Source organism: Streptomyces sp. CC0208 (assembly GCF_003443735.1).
Taxonomy (GTDB): Bacteria; Actinomycetota; Actinomycetes; order Streptomycetales; family Streptomycetaceae; genus Streptomyces; species Streptomyces sviceus.
In genome coordinates, this window is record NZ_CP031969.1 from 6,112,593 (window position 1) to 6,132,086 (window position 19,494).

Annotated in this window: 20 protein-coding genes; 12 read left to right on the top strand and 8 right to left on the bottom strand. The window is 70.8% G+C overall.

The window, feature by feature from the left end:
• Positions 1-293: 293 nt before the first annotated feature.
• The 6 genes from urtA to D1369_RS28090 all read left to right on the top strand — a co-directional run bounded on the left by urtA (position 294) and on the right by D1369_RS28090 (position 5,491).
• Positions 294-1,547, top strand: coding sequence for an urea ABC transporter substrate-binding protein (gene urtA, locus D1369_RS28065; protein WP_037899899.1), 1,254 nt, complete (start codon positions 294-296; stop codon positions 1,545-1,547).
• 122 nt (positions 1,548-1,669) lie between these two features.
• Entirely contained in the window at positions 1,670-2,554 is an 885-nt protein-coding gene (urtB, locus tag D1369_RS28070; protein WP_007381828.1) for an urea ABC transporter permease subunit UrtB, read from the top strand.
• Entirely contained in the window at positions 2,551-3,678 is a 1,128-nt protein-coding gene (gene urtC, locus D1369_RS28075) for an urea ABC transporter permease subunit UrtC (RefSeq protein ID WP_007381827.1), read from the top strand. The genes urtB and urtC overlap by 4 nt, the downstream gene beginning before the upstream one ends.
• On the top strand, positions 3,675-4,475 hold the full coding sequence (gene urtD / locus D1369_RS28080) for an urea ABC transporter ATP-binding protein UrtD (RefSeq protein WP_007381826.1): 801 nt from the start codon (positions 3,675-3,677) through the stop codon (positions 4,473-4,475). Before urtC ends, urtD begins: the two co-directional genes overlap by 4 nt.
• A gap of 5 nt (positions 4,476-4,480) precedes the next feature.
• The gene (gene urtE, locus D1369_RS28085; protein WP_007381825.1) at positions 4,481-5,173 is read left to right on the top strand and encodes an urea ABC transporter ATP-binding subunit UrtE; all 693 of its coding nucleotides are present in this window, start codon (positions 4,481-4,483) and stop codon (positions 5,171-5,173) included.
• A gap of 159 nt (positions 5,174-5,332) precedes the next feature.
• On the top strand, positions 5,333-5,491 hold the full coding sequence (locus D1369_RS28090) for a hypothetical protein (RefSeq protein WP_037899897.1): 159 nt from the start codon (positions 5,333-5,335) through the stop codon (positions 5,489-5,491).
• 42 nt (positions 5,492-5,533) lie between these two features.
• On the opposite strand, the gene D1369_RS28095 is transcribed toward D1369_RS28090, so the two are convergent.
• Positions 5,534-6,025: a hemerythrin domain-containing protein gene (locus tag D1369_RS28095; protein ID WP_007381823.1), complete on the bottom strand. Its 492-nt coding sequence runs from the start codon at positions 6,023-6,025 to the stop codon at positions 5,534-5,536.
• A 299-nt stretch (positions 6,026-6,324) separates the two neighbouring features.
• Between D1369_RS28095 and D1369_RS28100 the strand changes: the two genes are divergently transcribed.
• Positions 6,325-7,173, top strand: coding sequence for an RNA polymerase sigma factor SigF (locus D1369_RS28100; RefSeq protein ID WP_007381822.1), 849 nt, complete (start codon positions 6,325-6,327; stop codon positions 7,171-7,173).
• A 27-nt stretch (positions 7,174-7,200) separates the two neighbouring features.
• Here the strand turns inward: D1369_RS28100 and D1369_RS28105 are convergent, their stop codons facing one another.
• Together D1369_RS28105 and D1369_RS28110 are read right to left on the bottom strand one after the other, a co-directional pair.
• The gene (locus D1369_RS28105; protein ID WP_007381821.1) at positions 7,201-8,367 is read right to left on the bottom strand and encodes a N(5)-(carboxyethyl)ornithine synthase; all 1,167 of its coding nucleotides are present in this window, start codon (positions 8,365-8,367) and stop codon (positions 7,201-7,203) included.
• 41 nt (positions 8,368-8,408) lie between these two features.
• A complete protein-coding gene (locus D1369_RS28110) occupies positions 8,409-8,681 on the bottom strand; it encodes a hypothetical protein (RefSeq protein WP_037899895.1) in 273 nt (90 codons plus the stop codon).
• 537 nt (positions 8,682-9,218) lie between these two features.
• Here D1369_RS28110 and D1369_RS28115 point away from each other — a divergent pair.
• From D1369_RS28115 to D1369_RS28125, 3 genes are all read left to right on the top strand, one after another.
• The gene (locus tag D1369_RS28115) at positions 9,219-10,325 is read left to right on the top strand and encodes an acyl-CoA desaturase (protein ID WP_082319388.1); all 1,107 of its coding nucleotides are present in this window, start codon (positions 9,219-9,221) and stop codon (positions 10,323-10,325) included.
• 115 nt (positions 10,326-10,440) lie between these two features.
• On the top strand, positions 10,441-10,962 hold the full coding sequence (locus D1369_RS28120) for a SigE family RNA polymerase sigma factor (RefSeq protein WP_007381818.1): 522 nt from the start codon (positions 10,441-10,443) through the stop codon (positions 10,960-10,962).
• A complete protein-coding gene (locus D1369_RS28125) occupies positions 10,959-11,651 on the top strand; it encodes a hypothetical protein (protein ID WP_118082663.1) in 693 nt (230 codons plus the stop codon). The genes D1369_RS28120 and D1369_RS28125 overlap by 4 nt, the downstream gene beginning before the upstream one ends.
• Positions 11,652-11,709: 58 nt before the next feature.
• Here D1369_RS28125 and D1369_RS28130 read toward each other — a convergent pair whose 3' ends face one another.
• Both D1369_RS28130 and D1369_RS28135 read right to left on the bottom strand, forming a co-directional pair.
• Positions 11,710-12,225 carry a hypothetical protein gene (locus D1369_RS28130; protein ID WP_037899892.1) on the bottom strand — a complete coding sequence of 172 codons (516 nt, stop codon included), beginning with the start codon at positions 12,223-12,225 and terminating at the stop codon, positions 11,710-11,712.
• Between the two features lie 452 nt (positions 12,226-12,677).
• A complete protein-coding gene (locus D1369_RS28135; RefSeq protein WP_037899889.1) occupies positions 12,678-13,349 on the bottom strand; it encodes an ANTAR domain-containing protein in 672 nt (223 codons plus the stop codon).
• A 333-nt stretch (positions 13,350-13,682) separates the two neighbouring features.
• Between D1369_RS28135 and D1369_RS28140 the strand changes: the two genes are divergently transcribed.
• Together D1369_RS28140 and D1369_RS28145 are read left to right on the top strand one after the other, a co-directional pair.
• Positions 13,683-14,645 (top strand): anti-sigma factor RsbA family regulatory protein, encoded by a 963-nt coding sequence (locus tag D1369_RS28140; protein ID WP_037903281.1) that lies wholly within the window; start codon positions 13,683-13,685, stop codon positions 14,643-14,645.
• Positions 14,646-14,833: 188 nt separating this feature from the next.
• The gene (locus tag D1369_RS28145) at positions 14,834-15,463 is read left to right on the top strand and encodes a ScbR family autoregulator-binding transcription factor (protein ID WP_037899887.1); all 630 of its coding nucleotides are present in this window, start codon (positions 14,834-14,836) and stop codon (positions 15,461-15,463) included.
• A gap of 21 nt (positions 15,464-15,484) precedes the next feature.
• Here D1369_RS28145 and D1369_RS28150 read toward each other — a convergent pair whose 3' ends face one another.
• The 3 genes from D1369_RS28150 to D1369_RS28160 form a co-directional block, all read right to left on the bottom strand.
• The gene (locus tag D1369_RS28150; protein ID WP_118082664.1) at positions 15,485-16,522 is read right to left on the bottom strand and encodes a rod shape-determining protein; all 1,038 of its coding nucleotides are present in this window, start codon (positions 16,520-16,522) and stop codon (positions 15,485-15,487) included.
• Between the two features lie 87 nt (positions 16,523-16,609).
• Positions 16,610-18,013: a carboxyl transferase domain-containing protein gene (locus tag D1369_RS28155; protein WP_007381812.1), complete on the bottom strand. Its 1,404-nt coding sequence runs from the start codon at positions 18,011-18,013 to the stop codon at positions 16,610-16,612.
• On the bottom strand, positions 18,006-19,451 hold the full coding sequence (locus D1369_RS28160) for an acyl-CoA synthetase (RefSeq protein ID WP_007381811.1): 1,446 nt from the start codon (positions 19,449-19,451) through the stop codon (positions 18,006-18,008). The genes D1369_RS28155 and D1369_RS28160 overlap by 8 nt, the downstream gene beginning before the upstream one ends.
• Between the last annotated feature and the right edge of the window lie 43 nt (positions 19,452-19,494).

Genomic DNA, 19,494 nt, shown 5'->3' on the forward strand with positions numbered 1-19,494 from the left:
GCCGTCGCTGAGATGCCGTCAAACACGCATCTTCAGCGGGGGCCTTTTTGTTGTGCCCGCAATTTTGCTTCCACTGGAAACCATTCTTCAATTGCCGTGAAACGCACCGGAAACAGTCTCCTCGCAGGCTGTGGTCGCACTTCAGTGACCAGCCCGGACGCCACCCCGGAACGGCTGGGGAACCCGTGCGTCAACGCCGCCGCTTCTGAAGCGTGTCCCTCCCCTTCCCTCCCACGGCTCTTTTGAGCCACTCCGCTCTTTTCGCATCGCCCTTCGGGGCAAGGAGGTTGTGCATGTCCGGGCTCAGCATCAGCAGACGCGGTCTTCTGGCCGGCATATCGGCAGTCGGCGCGTCCGCCGCCCTCAGCGCCTGTGGCGCCAAGACCGGCACCGAGGCGGCGTCGGGCTCCGGCGCCAAGGCGGACACGTCCGGCAGCACGGTCAAGGTCGGTCTGCTCAACTCGCTTTCGGGCACGATGGCTATCAGCGAGGTCACGGTCCACAACTCGCTGCTGCTCGCCATCAAGGAGATCAACGCCTCCGGGGGCGTCCTGGGCAAGAAGCTCAAGCCCATCAGCCAGGACGGCGCCTCCGACTGGCCGACGTTCGCCGAGAAGGCCGAGGCCCTCATCACGGACGACAAGGTCGCGGCCACCTTCGGCTGCTGGACCTCGGCCAGCCGCAAGGCGGTCAAGCCGGTCTTCGAGCGGTACAAGTCGCTGCTCTTCTACCCCGTGCAGTACGAGGGCCTGGAGGAGTCGCCGTACATCTTCTACATCGGCGCCACCACCAACCAGCAGATCGTGCCCGCCCTCGACTACCTGAAGAAGCAGGGTCTGACCAAGCTGTACCTGGTCGGCAGCGACTACGTCTTCCCGCGCACCGCCAACAAGATCATCAAGGCGTACGCGAAGGCCAAGGGTCTGACGGTGGTCGGCGAGGACTACGCGCCGCTCGGCTCCACGGAGTTCAGCACCATCGTCAACAAGGTCAAGGGCTCCGGCGCCGACGCGGTGTTCAACACCCTCAACGGTGACAGCAACGTGGCCTTCTTCAAGGAGTACAAGTCCGCCGGCCTCACGGCCAAGAGCCTGCCGGTGCTCTCCGTCTCGATCGCCGAGGAGGAGGTCAAGAGCATCGGAACGCAGTACCTGGAAGGCCAGTTGACTGCCTGGAACTACTACGAGACCACACCCGGCGCCGCGAACAAGAAGTTCGTCGCGGCCTACCAGGCGGCGTACGGCAAGGACAAGCCGACCTCCGACCCCATGGAGGCCGCCTACATCTCCGTCTACCTCTGGAAGGCGATGGTCGAGAAGGCCGGCTCCTTCGACGTCGCCAAGGTGAAGGCCGCCTCCGACGGCATCGTCTTCGACGCCCCCGAGGGCAAGGTCACCGTCGACGGCGCCACCCAGCACGTCTACAAGACGGCCCGCATCGGCAAGGTCGGCTCCGACGGCCTGATCGAGGAGGTCTGGAACTCGGGCAAGCCGATCAAGCCGGACCCGTACCTGAAGGGCTACTCCTGGGCCTCCGGCCTGTCCTGAGCCACGCCCCACGGGATCGACCCGGCTCCGTCAAGGGGCCGGGTCACGCCCATGGCGAGCCCGTACGCGGCAAGCCCGCACGTCGCCAGCCCGCACGTCCGTACCCGACCCGGAGCCGCTTCATGACGGTCGTCCTCAACCAGTCCTTCACCGGCATCAGCATCGGTGCCGTCCTGCTTCTCATCGCGCTCGGCCTGACCCTGACGTTCGGTCAGATGGGCGTGATCAACATGGCGCACGGCGAGTTCATCATGGCCGGCGCCTACACGACGTACGTCCTGCAGAAGTCCATCAGCAGCGCCGGGATCTCCCTCCTCGTCGCCCTGCCGCTCGCGTTCCTGGTCGCGGGCGCCATGGGGGCGCTCCTTGAATGGCTGCTCATACGGCGGCTCTACACGCGCCCGCTGGACACCCTGCTGGTCACCTGGGGTGTCTCGCTGATGCTCCAGCAGCTGGCCCGGGACGTCTTCGGCGCCCCCAACGTGCAGACGGCAGCGCCCGACATCCTCACCGGCAACATCTCGGCCGGCTCGGTCACCTTCGCCAACAACCGCCTGTTCATCCTGGGACTGGCGCTCCTCTGCGTCCTCGGCCTGACCCTGGTCCTGCGGTTCACCCCGCTGGGCCGCCGGATCCGGGCCGTCGTGCAGAACCGCGACCTCGCCGAGGTCTCCGGCATCGCCACCGGGCAGGTCGACCGGATCACCTTCTTCATCGGCTCCGGCCTGGCCGGCGTGGCCGGGGTCGCGCTCACCCTGGTCGGACCGATCGGCCCGACGATGGGCACCAACTACATCGTCGACGCCTTCCTGGTCGTGGTCGTCGGTGGCATCGGACAGCTGAAGGGGGCCGTCATCACGGCGTTCGCGCTGGGCGTGCTGCAGTCCGTGCTGGAGTACTCGACCACCGTCAGCGTCGCCAAGGTCGTGGTGCTGGTGGCGATCGTCGCCTTCCTCCAGTGGCGACCCCAGGGCCTGTACACACTGCGCACCCGGAGCCTGGCATGACGACCACGACCACAACCACGCCCCCCGGCACCGTGACCCCGCCGTCCACGCCGTTGCTGAACCGCTTCCGGGTGCCCGCGGGCTTCGCCCTCGGTGCCGTGCTCCTGCTCGGCATCGCCCCGCTCGCCCTCTCCGACTTCCGCCTCTCCCTCCTCGCCAAGTACCTGTGCTACGCGATCGTGGCCGTCGGTGTCAGCCTGGCCTGGGGCCGCGGTGGCCTCATGGTCCTCGGCCAGGGCGTCTTCTTCGGTCTCGGCGGCTACGCCATGGCCATGCACCTCAAGCTCACCGACGCCGCCGCCACCGGCGAGAAGCTGCCGGACTTCATGCAGTTGTACGGCACCGGCGACGCGCTGCCCTGGTGGTGGAAGCCCTTCGCCAACCCCGGCTTCGCGCTCGCCATGACCGTGCTGCTGCCCATGGCGGTCGCCGCGGTGCTCGGCTTCCTCGTGTTCCGACGCAGGGTGAAGGGCGCCTACTTCGCGATCCTCAGCCAGGCCCTCGCCGCCGCCCTCTCCATCTGGCTGGTCGGCCAGCAGGCGACCACGGGAGGCACCAACGGCCTCACCGACATCCAGGGCTTCTTCGGCTACTCGCTGGACGACCCGGTCAACCAGCGCATGGTGTACTTCGTCATCGCCGTCGTGCTGCTCCTGCTGATGGCACTGGCCCGCCAGCTGTTCGTCAGCCGCTACGGCGAACTCCTCATCGCCGTACGGGACTCCGAGGAACGGGTGCGCTTCCTCGGCTACAACCCGGCGAACATCAAGCTCGTCGCGTACGTCGTCGCGGCCGGCATGGCGGGCCTCGCGGGAGCCCTCTTCGTCCCGGCCGTCGGGATCATCTCCCCGGCCCTGATCGGCATCGTGCCCTCCATCGGCTTCGTCATCGGCGCGGCGGTCGGCGGGCGGGCGTCCCTGGTGGGAGCGGTGCTCGGCGCGATCGCCGTGGCCTGGGCGCAGAGCACGCTGTCCGACGAGTTCCCCGCCGCATGGACCTACCTCCAGGGACTGCTGTTCGTGCTGGCGGTCGGCTTCCTGCCCGGCGGCCTGGCCTCTCTGGGCGTCGTCCTGCGCAGGCGCCGCACTCGTACCGGTACCCCTGCGACTGGAGAGACAGCATGAGCGGCGAGGGACTGACTGTCCGCGACCTGCGGGTCACCTTCGACGGGTTCACCGCCGTCGACGGTGTCGACCTGGACATCCAACCCGGTGACCTGCGCTTCCTCATCGGCCCGAACGGCGCCGGCAAGACCACCCTCGTCGACGCGGTCACCGGCCTGGTGAAGGCGACTGGCTCGGTCCGCTTCGGCGAGCAGGACCTGCTGGGCAAGCCCGTGCAGAAGATCGCGCGCCTGGGCATCGGCCGTACGTTCCAGACGGCCAGCATCTTCGAGGAACTGACCGTGCTGCAGAACCTCGACATCGCGGCGGGCGCCGGGCGGGGCGTGTGGACGATGCTGCGACGCCGCAGGGACATCCCCGAACCGGTCGCGAAAGCGTTGGAGACGACGGGCCTGACCGAGCTGCGCGACCGCCCCGCCGGCGTTCTCGCCCACGGCCAGAAGCAGTGGCTGGAGATCGGCATGCTGCTCGTCCAGGATGTGCAACTGCTCCTGCTCGACGAGCCGGTGGCCGGCATGAGCCACGAGGAACGGGAGGCCACCGGCGGGCTGCTGCAGCGGGTGAGCGAGGACCACACTGTCGTCGTCATCGAGCACGACATGGACTTCATGCGCTCCTTCGCCCGCAGCGTCAGCGTCCTGCACGCCGGCAAGGTGCTCAGCGAGGGCACCGTCGCCGAGGTCCAGGCCGACGCCAAGGTCCAGGAGGTCTACCTCGGGCGCGCCTCCGAACCCGTACCCGAAGCCGAACCGGGATCGACGCCCGCCGCCCCCGCCGCCGTCGCCGAGGAGGCGTGAGACCCATGCTGGAGATCAGTTCCGTACAGGCCGGTTACGACCGCACCACCGTGCTGCACGGCGTCACGGTCTCGGTCCCGAAGGACGCGGTCGCCACCGTTCTGGGCCACAACGGCGCCGGGAAGAGCACCCTCCTGCGGGTCGCCATGGGCCTGCTCAGGCCGAAAAGCGGCGCCGTGCTGCTCGACGGCGAAGACATCACGCGCCTCGCCCCGCACCAGCGCGTGGCCCGCGGCATGGCGTACGTCCCCCAGGGCCAGCAGTCCTTCCCGCATCTGACCACCGCGGAGAACCTGCAACTCGTCGCCGACGGACGCCCCGACGGCAAGGAGGCGACCGCCGAAGCCCTGGACCTCTTTCCCGTCCTGCGCGAACTGTCCGGCCGCCGCGCCGGCCTGCTCTCCGGCGGCCAGCGGCAGCAACTCGCCATCGCCCGCGCCCTGATCACCCGGCCGAGGCTGCTGCTGCTCGACGAACCGACCGAGGGCATCCAGCCCTCCGTCGTCGCCGAGATCGAGGAGACGATCCTCGCCCTCACCCGGCGCGGCGGCCTGTCGGTCCTCCTCGTGGAACAGCACGTCGGCTTCGCCATGCGGGCCGCGCAGCAGTACTACGTCCTGGAGGCGGGCCGGGTGACGTCCTCGGGCGAGGGCGGAACAGGCGCCGAGCAGACGGTACGGGCCGCGCTCAGCGTGTGAGGCCCGGCCGGTGAACGTGCGGCCCTCGACGGACGGTGAGAACCCGATCCCCGTCGAGGGCCGTCCGCGTGCCGGCCGCCTTACCGGGTGAGGCTCAGGTACTGCGGCGAGCGCATGGACCGGAGACCAGGAACGAACCCGACGAATCAGTTGATAACTATGGTTCCTCTGCTCGTCGTCCTTCTGCTGGCTCTGATCCTTTTCGGCGCGGGTTTCGCGCTGAAGGCGCTGTGGTGGCTCGCCGTCATCGTGCTGGTCGTCTGGCTGCTCGGCTTCGTCCTGCGCTCCGCGGACAACATGCCGGTGGGCCCCGGATGATCCGGGGCCCACCGGCATGTCCCGGGTGAGGCTGTCGCGTAGTCAGGAGCCGACGATGCGGCGCACGTTCTCGACGTCACCGCAGCCGGCCTTCAGCCGGCGCTCGCGCTCTTCCACGAAGGCCTCGCCCAGTTCCTCGCGGCGCTCCATGGCGACGTTCTCGCGCGCACCGTTCAGGATGGTGCGCTCCTCCTCGTCGGCGTGGTGCGTGACGGCCTGCACGAGTTCTTCCAGCTTCTCGTCCCACTCCTCGGAGCCGACCTCGTCGACTTCCAGGAGTTCCAGGAGCGCCTTGTTGCCCTCCTCGTGCTCCTCCTCGCCGTGTTCCACCTCATCGTCGTCAATCTTCTTGTAGCGCTTCAGCGCGGGATAGACCTTCGCCTCTTCCGCCAGAGCGTGCGCGATCAGCAGATCGGAGAATTCCCGAAGGGCGGCAGCCCGGTCGGCTTCGACGCTGCGCATCAGACGAAAGAGATCCTCCATCTTCCGGTGGTCCTGGAGAATGAGTTCAACGACGTCTCGTGTCTGGGCCATGGGGGTAGGCATCACTTTCGTGCGGGGGAATCTTGCCGGAATCCTGCTACCCCCTCCTGCGGCGTTCAGCAGGACGGCCTGATCGAATACCGAGCAGTGTTCTGTCACCGATCATTGCGCACCAGGTGCAGTCCATGGCCGCCGACGCGGCGAGCGTCAGCGTTCTTCGCCGCCGGCTTCTCCCGCTTGGCCGCACGTTTGGATGTCGGCCCGGGCATGAAGGTGCGGAGAAGGGGTAGACGCGGCTCCGGTGATCAGAAGTGGGCCGGGGTCGGCCTGGCCGACAAGGGAGGGACCTAATGGTTACGGATACGGCAGTGACGACGGCGGATGCGCGGTGCGCTGAACTGCCGGCGGTCCCGGACCCGTCGAAGGTCGCCCCGAAGGACGCGCGGGAACTCACCCGCCTGTTCTTCCAGCAGCTCACGGTGTTGGACGAGGGCACGCCGGAGTACCAGTACGCGCGCAACACGCTGATCGAGATGAACATCTCCCTGGTCCGCTACGCGGCCTCCCGCTTCCGCAGCCGGGACCCCGAGGAGATGGAGGACATCGTCCAGGTCGGCGTCATCGGTCTCATCAAGGCCATCGACCGGTTCGAGCTCTCCCGTGAGGTGGAATTCACCTCGTTCTCGATCCCCTACATCGTGGGAGAGATCAAGCGGTTCTTCCGTGACACCACCTGGGCCGTGCACGTTCCGCGCCGCCTGCAGGAGGCCCGCGTCCAGCTGGCACGCGCCACCGAGGAGCTGAGCACCCGCCTGGGCCGCACCCCGACCGTGGCGGAGCTGGCCCAGTTGATGAACCTGGAGGAGAAGGAGGTCATCGAGGCACGGCTGGCCTCCAACGGCTACCGCTCCTCCTCCCTGGACGCAGCCATCGGCAACGGCGACGACGGCGAGACCGCCCTTGCCGACTTCATCGGCACCGACGACGGCGCGCTGGAGCTGGTGGAGGACTTCCACGCACTCGCTCCGATGATCGCCGCGCTCGATGAGCGGTCGCGCAAGATCCTGCACTGGAGGTTCGTCGAGGAAGCGACCCAGGCCCAGATCGGCGAGCGACTCGGCATCTCCCAGATGCACGTCTCCCGACTGCTGTCACGCACCCTGGCCCAGCTCCGCGAGGGCATGCTCACGACTCACTGACACCGCCGCATCGGACAACGGGTGACCTCATACCGGCTGCGGCGCGGGGTCCAGCGCGGGGGCGTGCGGGTAGGCGGCCGTCCGGTGCTGGAAGGAGAGGATCTTCGGGTTCTGGACGACGCCGTCGCGGATCTCGATGGCCTTGCTCACCGTGGCGTCCGCGTCCCACGCCGCCGGGCCGGTCAGGACCTTGCGCAGATAGGGGAGGAGCGCCTCGCTGATCTCCCAGGTGGCGGAGTTCCACAGGTGGGACGGGCTGTGGTCCACGCCGTAGTAGTGGCATCCCGGCCCGACCAGGGGCATCGGGTCGCTGAAGGTGGTCGGACGGGCCCAGGAGAAGCCCATGCCCTCGTCGCAGGAGACGTCGACGAAGAAGGAGCCCGGCCGGAACAGGGCGAGTTCCTCCTCGTTGACGAACGTCAGGGGCGCGTCCGTGTCCTGCCTCACGCAGTTGACGACGATGTCGAACCCGGCGAGGTACTCCGCGAGGGGCACGGGCCCGGCCGGGGTGAGTGCCTGGAGGCGCGACGGATCGTCCTCCAGCTCCTCGAAGTGGTTCATCACGACCGACGGCATCGGTGAGGCCACCGCGGCCGCGGCGCGCTGGGTGAGCACGGTGACGTCGGAGACTCCCATGGCTCCCAGGCCGGTGACCGCTCCGCGCGCCGTGGCGCCGAAGCTGATGACCACGGCGCGCAGCCGCCGTCCGTAGCTGCCGGTCAGCCCGCCGAGCTGTAGGGCGTGCAGCACCGAGCAGTAGCCCGCGAGCTCGTTGTTCTTGTGGAACACATGGACACTGAAGGCGCCCGTGGACGTCCAGTGGTTCATGGCCTCCCAGGCGATCAGGGTCAGCCGGCGGTCGATGGCGAGCTGCGTCATCTGCTCGTCCTGCACGCAGTGCGGCCATCCCCACAGCACCTGGCCCTCGCGCAGCGCGGCCACGTCGTCGTGCATGGGCTTGGGCAGCAGCATGACGTCGCACCCGGCGAGGAGCTCATCGCGGGAGCGCAGTCCCGCCACGAGCGGTCGCAGCGCTTCGTCGGCGACGCCGAACCGTTCGCCGTAGCCCTGTTCGAGGAAGATCCTCTGCCGTAGGTCCGGGGCGATCCGGTCGAGGTGGGCGGGATGCAAGGGCAGACGGAACTCGTTCTCCTTGCGGGAGGAGGCGAACACTCCGAGACTCAAAAGGCTCATACGCTTCCTCATCATTTCTTTCGGTCGTTTCGTTCGGCGTCCTACGTGGGCGGACTGCCGTGGGCGCGCACGCGCTCGGCCAAGGGGAGGGGTGTCTCGTCCAGACCGTCGACCGACCCGCCGGCCATGCGCGCACACGTGCCGCGGCAGGCGAGCAGCTGCTTGTCGTCGCGGTGGGCGACCACGACCGCCTCCGTGCCGGGTGCGTACCGGTAGTCGGTGCCGCAGATGAGGCAGGCGAGTCCCGAGAGCATCTCCGGGGTCGGTTCGCGGCGGCCGCGGCGGTGGCCGGAGATCGAGTCCTGTGAATACATGCGTCCGGATCCTCTTGATCGGTTCAGGGCGTACGCCGGATGCCGGAATGCCCGAGGACATTCCGAGCACATTCCGATGGGGGAGATCCGCTACCGCGCTGCGCGGGACCGGATACGGGAGGGGGCGTGGCAGTACGAGCCAAGCGGCATGGTGCGGCTCTCTTCCGGCCGGATCCGAGATGCGCCGGCCTGTGCCGTTCTCCGAGGGCGACGCCGAAACGGGTGACGGCGTGCGAGGTGCGCCCGGTCTCGCAACCGTACTCCCCTCCAGACCCGGCGCGTACCGGACCGGGGCTCCCGAGCGGTCGCCGGGAGCGCTGTCGAGCCCTTGCCGGACCCGGTGGGAACGTTCTGTGCGCACCGGTCGTTCCAGCGAGTGGTTGTAGTTGGAGTTTGCGAACGTTGAGCGCCCGCGGAGTTCTGCCGGCGGGCGTTCCGTCGTTTCCAGGGTTTTCTTCGACGGCCGGCGACCAACAGCCCGGGATCGCGCGATCGCGCACGGACCCGACCTACTCGCCATCTCGAAGGAGACGTCACATGTCCGTGAGCACCGACACCATCGACCGGGGCCCCGATCCGGTGACCCCGTACGCAGGGCCGACGGACCCTCCTGCGGAGACCCGGGGGAGCGACTACGCCGTGCTCTGCCGTGAGGTGAAGGGGAGCGGGCTACTCAAGCGGCGGCCGGGCTACTACTCCGTCAAGGTCGGCGCGAACCTCCTCCTGCTGGCCGCCGGCTGGACCGCCTTCGCCCTGATCGGCCAGTCGTGGTGGCAGCTGCTGACGGCCGCCTTCCTCGCCGTGATGTTCACCCAGACGGGATTCATCGGGCACGACGCCGGACACCAGCAGATCGCGGGCTCCAAGCGCGTCAACAATGTGCTCGGCCGTGTGCACGCCGACCTGCTGATCGGCCTCAGTTACGGCTGGTGGATCACCAAGCACAACCGCCACCACTCCCACCCGAACCACGTCGACCGCGACCCCGACATCGCCGACGGCGCGATCGCCTTCACCGAGGACCAGGCCCGCGTCCGCAGCGGGGCGTACGCCTGGCTGGGCCGCCACCAGGCCTGGCTGTTCTTCCCGATGCTGCTGCTGGAAGGACTCGCCCTGCACGTCGCCGGCGTACGGGCCCTGCTCGACCGCACCGGCACGGCGACCTCGCGGACGACCAAGGCGGCCGAGGCCGGCCTGCTGACGGCACATCTCGTCGGCTATGTCGCCGCACTGTTCCTGGTCCTGACCCCCGTGCAGGCCGTGGTCTTCCTCCTCGTGCACCAGGGCCTGTTCGGCCTGTACATGGGGTGCTCGTTCGCCCCGAACCACAAGGGCATGGCCCTGTTCGGCAAGGACGACAAGGTCGACTTCCTGCGCCGGCAGGTACTGACGTCGCGCAACATCCGGGGTCACCGACTCACCGACTTCGCGCTCGGCGGGCTCAACTACCAGATCGAGCACCACCTGTTCCCCTCCATGCCGCGGCCCAGCCTGCGCCATGCCCAGGAACTCGTGCGCACCTACTGCGCCCGGCACGGCATCGCGTACCACGAGACGGGGCTCCTCGACTCCTACGCCCAGGTGCTGCGGCACCTCCACGCGGTCGGTGGCCCGCTGCGGCTGCGCCCCGAGCTGGAGTACTGAGCGTCCGGGGTCCGAGCCCCACCGCCCTTCGGCATGGGTCACGAGAAAGTCCGACCCGCAGGGCAGTCGAACCCCCTTCCCCACCCGTCTTTACAGGGGAACGAGGGAGGGCGCATTGAACGCCGACGAGGAACGCCAGTTCCGCGAGTTCGTGGCGGCGCGGTCGAGATCGCTGCTGCACACGGCCTACCTGCTGACCGGGGACTGGGAGCAGGGCCGCGACCTGCTCCAGACCGCGCTCGCCGCCACCGCTCGGCGCTGGTCGAAGCTGCGGGACCGGGAGCAGCCGGAGATCTATGTGCGCCGGGCGCTCTACCACGCCCAGGTGGACCGCTTCCGACTGCTCAGCTGGGGACGGGAGACGGTCACCGACACCCTGCCGGACCAGCCGTCCGCGCAGGTCACCGACTGGGCCGACACCGTGGCCCAGCGGCAGGACATCATGGCCGCGCTGCGGCGGCTGCCCAAGCGCCAGCGCGCGGTGATCGTGCTGCGCTACTTCGAGGACCGGCCGGACGAGGAGATCGCCGCGATTCTGGGCGTCGCCCAGGGGACGGTCCGCAGCCAGACCCACAAGGCGCTCGCCTCTTTGCGCACCTCCCTGTCCACTGCCTCCGGAAGGGGCGTCGTCGCATGAACGACTCGACCGAACACCCGCTGCGCGCCGCCCTGCACGCCGAGGTCCGGGAGAGCGCCGACGCCGCCGGTGCCCGGCTGGCCGGACTCGCCGACGGCGCGTTGCGGATCGCCCGGCGGCGGCAGCGGCTGGTCCGCGCCGGGGCCGGCGTCGCCGTCGCCGCCGCGGTCGCCGCCGCCTGGGTGGCCGTCCCGGACGGGACGACCCCGCGCGGGCACGTGGTGCCGCCCGCGGCAGGGGACAGCACCGGGAAGGCGGCCCTGATGTCCCTCCTGCCGGTCACCTCGTCCACGGAGGGCGCCTGCGCCCCCGGCAGCGGCGGTTACACCGTGCGGGCGAGCGCGAGCCACCCGGAGCTCTGCGTCCGGGCCGACCGGGCCAAGGGCATGACCGACGTCCGGGTCGCCTCCGCCAAGGCGGTCAAGAGCAGCGTCGTCGGCACCTGGCAGGTCGAGGTGACGTTCAACTCCGCCGACCGGACCCGGTTCGCCGCCCTCACCGGCTCCGTCGCCCCGGCCCCGCCCCCGCGCAACGAAATCGCCATCATCGTCGACGGCAAGCTGTGGGGCATGCCCTACGTGAGGACCTCGATCACCGGCGGCCGTCTGGAGATCGCCGGGGCCTACTCCGGGGACCTCACCAGCGCCGCCGTCCACGACCTCGCCCACCGTCTGGACCCCGGCAGGTGACCCGAGTGCCGGCACTCGCACAGGTGATCCGACGCCGAGGGTGACCCGATCTGACGACCTACGTCTCGGAGAGCTCCGCGCGCAGGGTGTCGCGCAGGCGGCGCAGGTCGTCCGCGGGGCGGCCCAGGCCGTTGAGGCGCAGCCGGGCCGCCTCGGTGCGGTCGCCGGGGCGGACGGTGCAGGCCAGGTTCATCGAGGCGCGCAGCATCCACAGGTCGTAGGCGAGCAGCCGGACCGCGCGGGCCTGGGCCGTCACCAGGTCCGGGTCGGTGGTGCCCACGTCCTGGAGCCGGGCGCGCAGCCGGTGCAGGGCGATGCTCTGCTGCCCGCAGTCCCGGGCCGTCCCGCGGGACACCGGGCCGGGCTCGCCGCACGCGGCGACCGCCTCGTCGGCCGGCGGCTGCGCGGCCACCGCCTCGTCCAGTACGGCGACGAGCGCCCTCAACTGGTCGGGCCGCGACGGTCCGACGAGGGCCGGGCGGCGGTGCACCAGGGAGCGCAGGAACGGCCGTACGGCCGCGAGCCACCGGACGGCGCGGGGTGCGAGCCCGTTCGGAGCTGTGCCTGTGCGCATGGCCCCTCCTGGCGTCCGTGGCGTCCGTGGCGACCGGGCCCCGACAGGCCCTCGCGGGCGCGGAGAACCGGCTTCCGGCCGCCGCGTTCCTCCAGTGTGCGCCTCGCGCGCGGCCGGGTGTTCCTTCGCGTCCTGTCCGACAAGGCTTGATCGGGCGTTCTCGGGGGTAGTTCTCCTCCCCCGGGGGTAGTGGGAGGCGGTGCGGTCGTCCCGGGGAGGTAGGGCAGGTGCCTTCGAGGGCACGATGTGCGGGCGGGTCTCGACGGCGAGGCTGGTTCGTGTCGGGGAACAGGAATCCAGGCCCGAGGAGGGCGCCATGAACCGCCAGATCCGTGTTCGCGTCAGCCGTCGGCCCTCGTCCTCCCGTGACACCCGGCAGCCCGAGATCGACCGCAGGACACCGTCGGGACGGCTGCTGCCGTACTGACGCCCCAACGGCCCACGACCGCCGGTCAGTTCAGACAGCGGTCGATCGCCGTCCGCAGCGCTTGGCGTAGTTCGGGCGACGGCAGCGGGCCACCGCCCTCCGCGCCGGCCGTGACCACCGCGGCGACCTTGCGCAGTTTGGTGTTGGAGAGCTGGGAGGCCTCCCGCAGGACGTTCCACGCCTGGTCCGAGGAGCAGGCGTGGGTGGCCATCAGGACTCCGCGCGCCTGGTCGATGACCGGGCGGGTGGCGATCGCCTGCCGGAGCTGCTCGACCTCCGTGCGCAGCCGGTCCAGCTGCTGGGTGCGCTCCAGGACCATCGAGGAGGGCACGGGCTCCCAACGCGTTCCGGGGCCGTGCAGCGGATCGTCGGGGTCCAGACCGGCCATCTCCAGGACGCGGCGCGGCTGTTCGGCCCAGCCGGTCGCCGTCACCCGTACGCGACGGCGACGGCCGTAGGTGTCGAGGACTTCCAGGAACTGCAGTCCCGTCGTGTCCATGAAGGTGACACCGGTCATGTCCAGGTCGACCCGGTCGGTGTCCTCCGGCAGCCGGGCCAGGGTCCTGCCCAGGGCGTCCGCACAGCCGTGGATCAGCTCGCCGCGGGCGACGAGCACGGCCCTGCCCCCGTCCACGCTGCTGTCCAGGGCCAGGGTGTCCGGCCGCCCCGCGAGCGATGTGTGTGTCGCTGACCTCATGTCCGCCTCGCTGCTCCCCACAGTCGTCACGACGTTGAGTCACCGATCGCCGCCGGTTTCCGGCCCGGCCCAAGGGTGTGGCGGTGCGGGATCCGGCGGTGCTGGGATGCGCCTGCCCGGCTCCTCGGGGAGTACACCCGGCCCGACGGGGCGTGATGGGCGCACTCGGGGGGTAAACGCGGTCTCATCCAGGTCTTGGCAGGAGACGTTTCGGGAGGGGAGCCGTATCGGAGGGGAGAGAGGCTGGTCGGCAGAGTGAGGAGTGGGTGTGAAAGTCCGGTACAAGGTGCCGAGGCGCCGCCTTCCGGCGGGCGGGAACAGGGTGACGCCGTGGTGAACGCGGTGACCGAGGCGGCGGATCCGTTCGTGCATCCCGCCCTCTTCTACCGCGACGAGCGGGAGTACCTGGCCGCAGTGGTGCCGTTCGTGCACAAGGCGCTCGCCGCCGGGGAACCGGTCGCCGTGGCCGTGCCCACCGAGAACCTGCGGCTGCTGAAGGCGGAGATCGGCGCCGAGAAGGACGTACGGTTCCTCGACATGCGGGAGGCCGGGCGCAACCCCGGCCGGATCATCCCGGGGGTGCTGCGCGCCTTCGCCGACGCCCAGCCGCCCGGCACCCGGGTGCGGATCGTCGGCGAACCGATCTGGGCCGGCCGCTCGGCCGTCGAGTACCCCGCGTGCGTCCAGCACGAGGCGCTGATCAACGCCGCCTTCCGGGGCCGCCAGGTCACCATCCTGTGCCCCTACGACACCCGCCGCCTCCCCCCGCAGGTCGTCGCCGACGCCCACGCCACCCACCCCGTGGTCGTCGACGCCGGTTCCGGGCGGGAGGAGGAGAGCGGACGGTACGACTTCGAGGCCGTGCACGCCCGCTACAACGCCCCGTTGCCCCCGGCCCCGGATGTGGCCGCCCACGCCTTCGTCGCCGATGTGCTCGGCGAGATCCGGCACTTCGCGTCCGACGCGGCCGAGCGGTTCGGGCTCGTGCGGCCCCGGCTCGACGACCTGGCGCTGGCCGTCGCCGAGCTGACCACCAACAGCGTGGTGCACGGCGGTGGTTCGGGCCTGCTGCGGGTGTGGGCGGAGGACGGGCACGTGGTGTGCGAGGTCCGCGACCAGGGACACCTCGCCGACCCGCTGGCCGGCCGCCGGCCGCCCTCCCGGGACCAGTTCGGCGGTCGCGGCCTCCTCATGGTCAACCTCGTCGCCGACCTCGTGCGCGTGCACACCGGGCCGGACGGCACGACGGTCCGCTGCTGGTTCGCCGTCCGACCCGCCGACCTGAAAGTCGTTTAACGCACTCAGCGCCGGGAGATGGATGTTGCGACCCCATCGTCCTCGCTCGGCACGAGCGCCTACGACACCCACCCGGATCCTGTCCGCCAGGTGAACTCCCCTCGTTGGTCAGGGTGTTTCCCCGATCCGTCGGGAAAAGTACAAACTGATCCACAGAGCTCGTCGTGACACAGGCAGGGGTGGGACGCATGGTCGGACAGGAACGCGCGGAGGTCACCCGGTCGGCCATCCTCGACGGGGCGGCCCGCGCCTTCGACGCCGAGGGCTACCACGGGACGTCGCTCGGGGACATCGTCAAGGAGGCCGGAGTGACGAAGGGCGCGCTGTACCTCCACTTCGGTTCGAAGGAGGAGCTCGCCCAGGCCCTCGTCGACGAGCAGTTCACCGCCCTGGAGTCGGTCACGGACACGGGCAGGCCCGGGGTGCAGACCGTCATCGACATCGTGCACTCCATGGCCCGGCGGCTGCCGGCGGACGTCCGGGTGCGGGCCGGCATCCGCCTGGTCATCGACCAGAGCTCCAAGGCGGGCCTCGTCAGCGAGCCGTACACCCGGTGGATCGAGCTCTTCCGGGAGTGCCTCGTGCAGGCCCAGCGGCGCGGGGACGTGAAGGCGGACCTCGACCCCGGACGGGTGGCCCGGCTGGTCGTCGGCTCCTGGACCGGACTGCAGCTCAGCTCCCAAGTCCTCAGCGGGCGGGCCGACCTGACCGAGGAGACCACCCTCATGTGGGAGATGCTGCTGCCGAGCATCGTGCCGCCGCGGCGGCTGGAAAGGTTCCACCCCGAGGGCACGGCCCGGGTGCCCGAGATGGTCTGAGGGGGCCCGCAGGGGCCACCCTCAGGTGGCCAGGGGGTCGAGTGACATCGGCTCGATCCGGCCCTCCAGCATGTACCCCAGTCCCTGTACGGCGCAGACGTCCGGCCGCTCGGCGATGTGCACCGGCATCCCGGTGGCGTGCCGCAGCATCTGGTCGAGCCCGGGGAGCAGGGCGGAACCGCCGACCATCATGATCCCGCGGTCGGCGAGGTCGGCCACCAGGTCGGGCGGGCAGTTGCGCAGCACCCGGCCGATGCCGTCGAGCACGGCGGTCAGCGGGGTCTCGATCGCGTCCCGTACGGCGGCGGTGTCGACCTGCACCGAACGGGCCAGTCCGGTGGCGACGTCCCGTCCGTGGATCTCGGTGGAGGCGGGGCCCTGCGGGGTGAGGCCGTTGCCGGAGAGGGCGAGCTGGAGCGGTCGTACGGACTGACTGGGCAGCATCAGCTCGTGCTCGTGACGCAGGTGCTGGACGATCGCGTGATCGACGGCCTCGCCGCCGACCGGGACGCGCTCGGCGGTCACGATCGACCCGAGGGAGAGCACGGCGACCTGGGTGGCGGCGGCCCCGCACACCATGATCATGGTGGCCTCGGGCCGCTCGACGGGCAGTCCGCAGCCGACGGCGGCCGCGATGAGGGTGTCCACCAGCTCCACGCGCCGCGCCCCGAGCCCCACCAGGGTCTCGATCGCCGCGCGCTGGGCCAGCGGATCGGCGTCGTGCGGGGTGCAGGCGGCGGCCCGCAGCCGGGGCTTGCGGCGCAGGTTGCGGCGGATCTTGTCGCCGAGCAGATGGCGCAGCATGCGCTGGGCCATCTCGATGTCGACGACGGTGCCGCCGGAGACGGGCCGGACGACACGGATGTAGTCGGGGGTGCGGCCCGTCATCTTCTCGGCGAACTCACCGACCGCGATCAGCGCGCCGGTACGGGTGTTCACGGCGGCGGCCGACGGCTGGTCGACGACGAGCCCGGCCCCCTTCACGTACACCCGCGTCCTCGCCGCGCCCAGGTCGACGGCGAAGTGGCAGCGGCGCAGCTGCTCCAGACTGGCGGTCATGGAGGTCCTCCCGAGAGCACAGACCGTGGGCACGCCGGGTGGCGGGCTTAGTGGCATCGTGCGGGGGAGGGGGAGGGGGCGCCTTTCTTAGGGGGCCGGGCGGGGTGCCGCTGAATGGGGGTTTCTGCCGCCGTCGGGCGCGATCACCCCGAGATCCACCAGGTCCTGCGGCCGGATCCGCAGCTGATCCGCCGTCGGTTCGACCTCCTCCGGCGCTCGCTTCAGGATCGCCGCCGCCAGTTCCGGCGCGATCACGGAGAAGTAGCTGTCCGGTGTGGCGTACGTCCTTCCGGGCGCCGCCAGGGCCAACGCGCCGCCCGAGCCGCCCTCGCCGATGAGGAGGGACGTGATCGGGGTGCGGGCGGAGGCGACCGTGGCGAACAGTTCGGCGATGGCCGCACCCACGCCCTGGCGCTCGGCCTCGGCGTCGTTGGCCGCGCCCGGGGTGTCCACCAGCGTGAGCACCGGGATGCCGAGGCGGTCCGCGAGGCGGATCAGACGGGTGGCGGTGCGGTAACCGGCGGGGCGGGTCGCCGTGCCGGTCTGGGCGGCATAGGCGACGGTACGGCCCCCGTGCTCCCCGAAGCCGCACAGCATGCCCGGGTCGGTGCCCCCGCAGCGGTCGCCTGAGACGGCCGCGCGCCGGGTGAAGTAGGCGTCCAGGTAAGCCTCCGCACGGGGCCGCTCCGGAGAACGGGCCCGGCGGACCGCGTCCCACCCGGTGGCGGGCAGGTCGGCCGTGCCGAGCGGGGCCGGGACGGGAGCGGGTGCCGGTTCGGGGGTACGGCCGTCCGCGGTCCCGTCGCCGGCTGTGCCCGACCGCCTCGCCAGCAGCCGCAGCCACAGTCCGAGGGTCTCCCGCAGTTCCTGCGGCCGTACGACCGCGTCCGCCGCGCCCGCCGCGACCTGAGCCTCCGCCGTGTACGCCGTCGGGTCCGCGTCGGCAGGGCGGACCCGGGAGCCCGCGAAGCCGACCTGGGCGCCCGGGAGGGCGAGGACCACGTCGGCGCCGGCGCCCAGGGTGGCCCAGCCGCCGCCGGTGGTGGGATCGCGCAGCACCGCGATCTGGGGCAGGCCCGCCGCCCGGGTGAGCGCCGACTGGCGTGCCACGCGCTGGAGTTGGGACAGGGCGAGCATGCCCTCCTGCATACGGCTGCCTCCCGTGGCCACCAACGGGACGACCGGCAGGCGGTGTTCGCGGGCGTAGGTGTACGCCGCCTCCAGACGGTCCCCGGTGCGTTCGCCCAGCGAGCCGCCGAGGAAGCCGAACTCGAAGGCGATCAGGACGGCTCGGGTGCCCTCGACGCGCGCGGTGCCGCAGACGACCGACTCCTGCTCGCCGGTGCGTTCGGCGGCGCGGGCGCGCGAGGCGTCGTAGCCCTGCCAGGCGAGCGGCCCGTCCGGCTTCGACTTCCTTGCGGGGTACGGGATTTCGCTGAAGTCGTCGGCGAGCAGGGCTACCGCCTCGCGTGCGGACAGGCGCTCAGCCATGCAGCACCCGCTTCATGATCTTCCCCATGTCGTTGCGGGGGAGGGCGGTGAGGTGGTGGACGACCCTGGGGCGCTTGTGCGGGGCCAGGCGGCGGGCCACGTGGTCCGCCAACTCCTCCAGCTGCGGCGGCGACTGGGAATCCGCCGGGACGATCCACGCCACGATCCGCTCGCCCAGGTCCGGGTCCGGCTCCCCGGTCACCGCCGCCTCCCGCACCCCGGGGTGCTCAAGGAGCGCGTTCTCGATCTCACCCGCTCCGATCTTGTAACCGCCGCTCTTGATCAGGTCGGTGGCCTTGCGGCCGACGATCCGGACGTACCCGTCCGCGTCCCGCACCGCCATGTCCCCGGTACGGAACCAGCCGTCCGACGTGAACGCGGCCGCCGTCGCGTCCGGCCGGTTGAGGTACTCGGTGAACAGGTTCGGGCCGCGCACCTGGATCTCGCCCACCGTCTCGCCGTCGTACGACGTGATCGGTGACCCGTCCTCCTCCACCAGCCGCAGCTCCACGCCCGGCAGCGGTACGCCCACGGTCCCGGCCCGCGGCTCGCCGTCGGCGCGCACGCTGGTGTTCATCAGGGTCTCCGTCATGCCGTAGCGCTCGACGACCCGGCGGCCGGTCGCGGCCGTGATGCGCTCGTGGTCGTGGACGGGGAGCGCCGCCGAACCGGAGACGAGCAGTCGGGCACCGGCCAGCGCCTTCACCAACTCCGGGTCCCCGGACAGGGTCTCGGCGATGCGGTGGTACATCGTGGGGACGCCGAAGAGCATGGTCGCGCCGTCGTTCAGCTCCCGGGCCACCCCGTCCGTGCTGAAACGGCCGAGGTGGCGGACCGAGCCGCCGCGGCGCAGCGGGCCGAGGACGCCCAGCACCAGGCCGTGCACATGGAAGAGGGGCAGACCGTGCACCAGGACGTCGGCCGAGGTCCACTGCCAGGCGTCGGCGAGGGCGTCCAGAGTGGTGGCGACGGCTCGTCGGGGGAGCACGGCGCCCTTCGGGGGGCCGGTGGTGCCGGAGGTGTAGACGACCAGGGCGGGGTCGTCGTCCCGCGCCGCACTGTCGAAGGTGGTGCCGCCGGTGGCATGCACGTCGATGTCGAGGCGCTCCAAGTCACCGACCGCTGACGGGAGTTCAGCGCCCGGTGCGGCGAGCAGCAGACCCGGCGTGCTGTCGCCGAGGATGTGCCCGAGCTCCTTCTCGCCGGACTTCGGGTTGAGCGGCACCGCGGCGACACCGGCCTCCAGGGCCGCCACCACGGCCACCGCGGTCTCCAGTTCCGGCGTCGCCCAGACAGCCACGCGGTCGTACCGCGCGAGACGGGCCGCCAGGGTGCCGGTCGCCGCCGCCAGTTGCGCGTAGGTGAGCGAGCGGTCGCCGAACCGCAGGGCGACCCGCCCCGCCGTGTCGCCGGTCAGGGCCGGGAAGAGAGTGGTCACGCGTCGTACTCCTTGCCTGTCGTTGCTGCTCGGTGTGCGGTCG

What these genes read in the sequence shown, in the direction of transcription:
- D1369_RS28095 (WP_007381823.1), bottom strand. Translation starts at nt 6,025, where the DNA reads ATGGCCCAGACACGAGACGTCGTTGAACTCATTCTCCAGGACCACCGG.
- D1369_RS28130 (WP_037899892.1), bottom strand. Translation starts at nt 12,225, where the DNA reads ATGCGCACAGGCACAGCTCCGAACGGGCTCGCACCCCGCGCCGTCCGG.
- D1369_RS28150 (WP_118082664.1), bottom strand. Translation starts at nt 16,522, where the DNA reads ATGACCGCCAGTCTGGAGCAGCTGCGCCGCTGCCACTTCGCCGTCGAC.
- urtE (WP_007381825.1), top strand. Translation starts at nt 4,481, where the DNA reads ATGCTGGAGATCAGTTCCGTACAGGCCGGTTACGACCGCACCACCGTG.
- D1369_RS28145 (WP_037899887.1), top strand. Translation starts at nt 14,834, where the DNA reads ATGGTCGGACAGGAACGCGCGGAGGTCACCCGGTCGGCCATCCTCGAC.
- D1369_RS28115 (WP_082319388.1), top strand. Translation starts at nt 9,219, where the DNA reads ATGTCCGTGAGCACCGACACCATCGACCGGGGCCCCGATCCGGTGACC.
- urtB (WP_007381828.1), top strand. Translation starts at nt 1,670, where the DNA reads ATGACGGTCGTCCTCAACCAGTCCTTCACCGGCATCAGCATCGGTGCC.
- D1369_RS28135 (WP_037899889.1), bottom strand. Translation starts at nt 13,349, where the DNA reads ATGAGGTCAGCGACACACACATCGCTCGCGGGGCGGCCGGACACCCTG.
- D1369_RS28090 (WP_037899897.1), top strand. Translation starts at nt 5,333, where the DNA reads ATGGTTCCTCTGCTCGTCGTCCTTCTGCTGGCTCTGATCCTTTTCGGC.
- D1369_RS28105 (WP_007381821.1), bottom strand. Translation starts at nt 8,367, where the DNA reads ATGAGCCTTTTGAGTCTCGGAGTGTTCGCCTCCTCCCGCAAGGAGAAC.
- urtD (WP_007381826.1), top strand. Translation starts at nt 3,675, where the DNA reads ATGAGCGGCGAGGGACTGACTGTCCGCGACCTGCGGGTCACCTTCGAC.
- D1369_RS28155 (WP_007381812.1), bottom strand. Translation starts at nt 18,013, where the DNA reads ATGGCTGAGCGCCTGTCCGCACGCGAGGCGGTAGCCCTGCTCGCCGAC.
- D1369_RS28100 (WP_007381822.1), top strand. Translation starts at nt 6,325, where the DNA reads ATGGTTACGGATACGGCAGTGACGACGGCGGATGCGCGGTGCGCTGAA.
- urtC (WP_007381827.1), top strand. Translation starts at nt 2,551, where the DNA reads ATGACGACCACGACCACAACCACGCCCCCCGGCACCGTGACCCCGCCG.
- urtA (WP_037899899.1), top strand. Translation starts at nt 294, where the DNA reads ATGTCCGGGCTCAGCATCAGCAGACGCGGTCTTCTGGCCGGCATATCG.
- D1369_RS28110 (WP_037899895.1), bottom strand. Translation starts at nt 8,681, where the DNA reads ATGTATTCACAGGACTCGATCTCCGGCCACCGCCGCGGCCGCCGCGAA.
- D1369_RS28125 (WP_118082663.1), top strand. Translation starts at nt 10,959, where the DNA reads ATGAACGACTCGACCGAACACCCGCTGCGCGCCGCCCTGCACGCCGAG.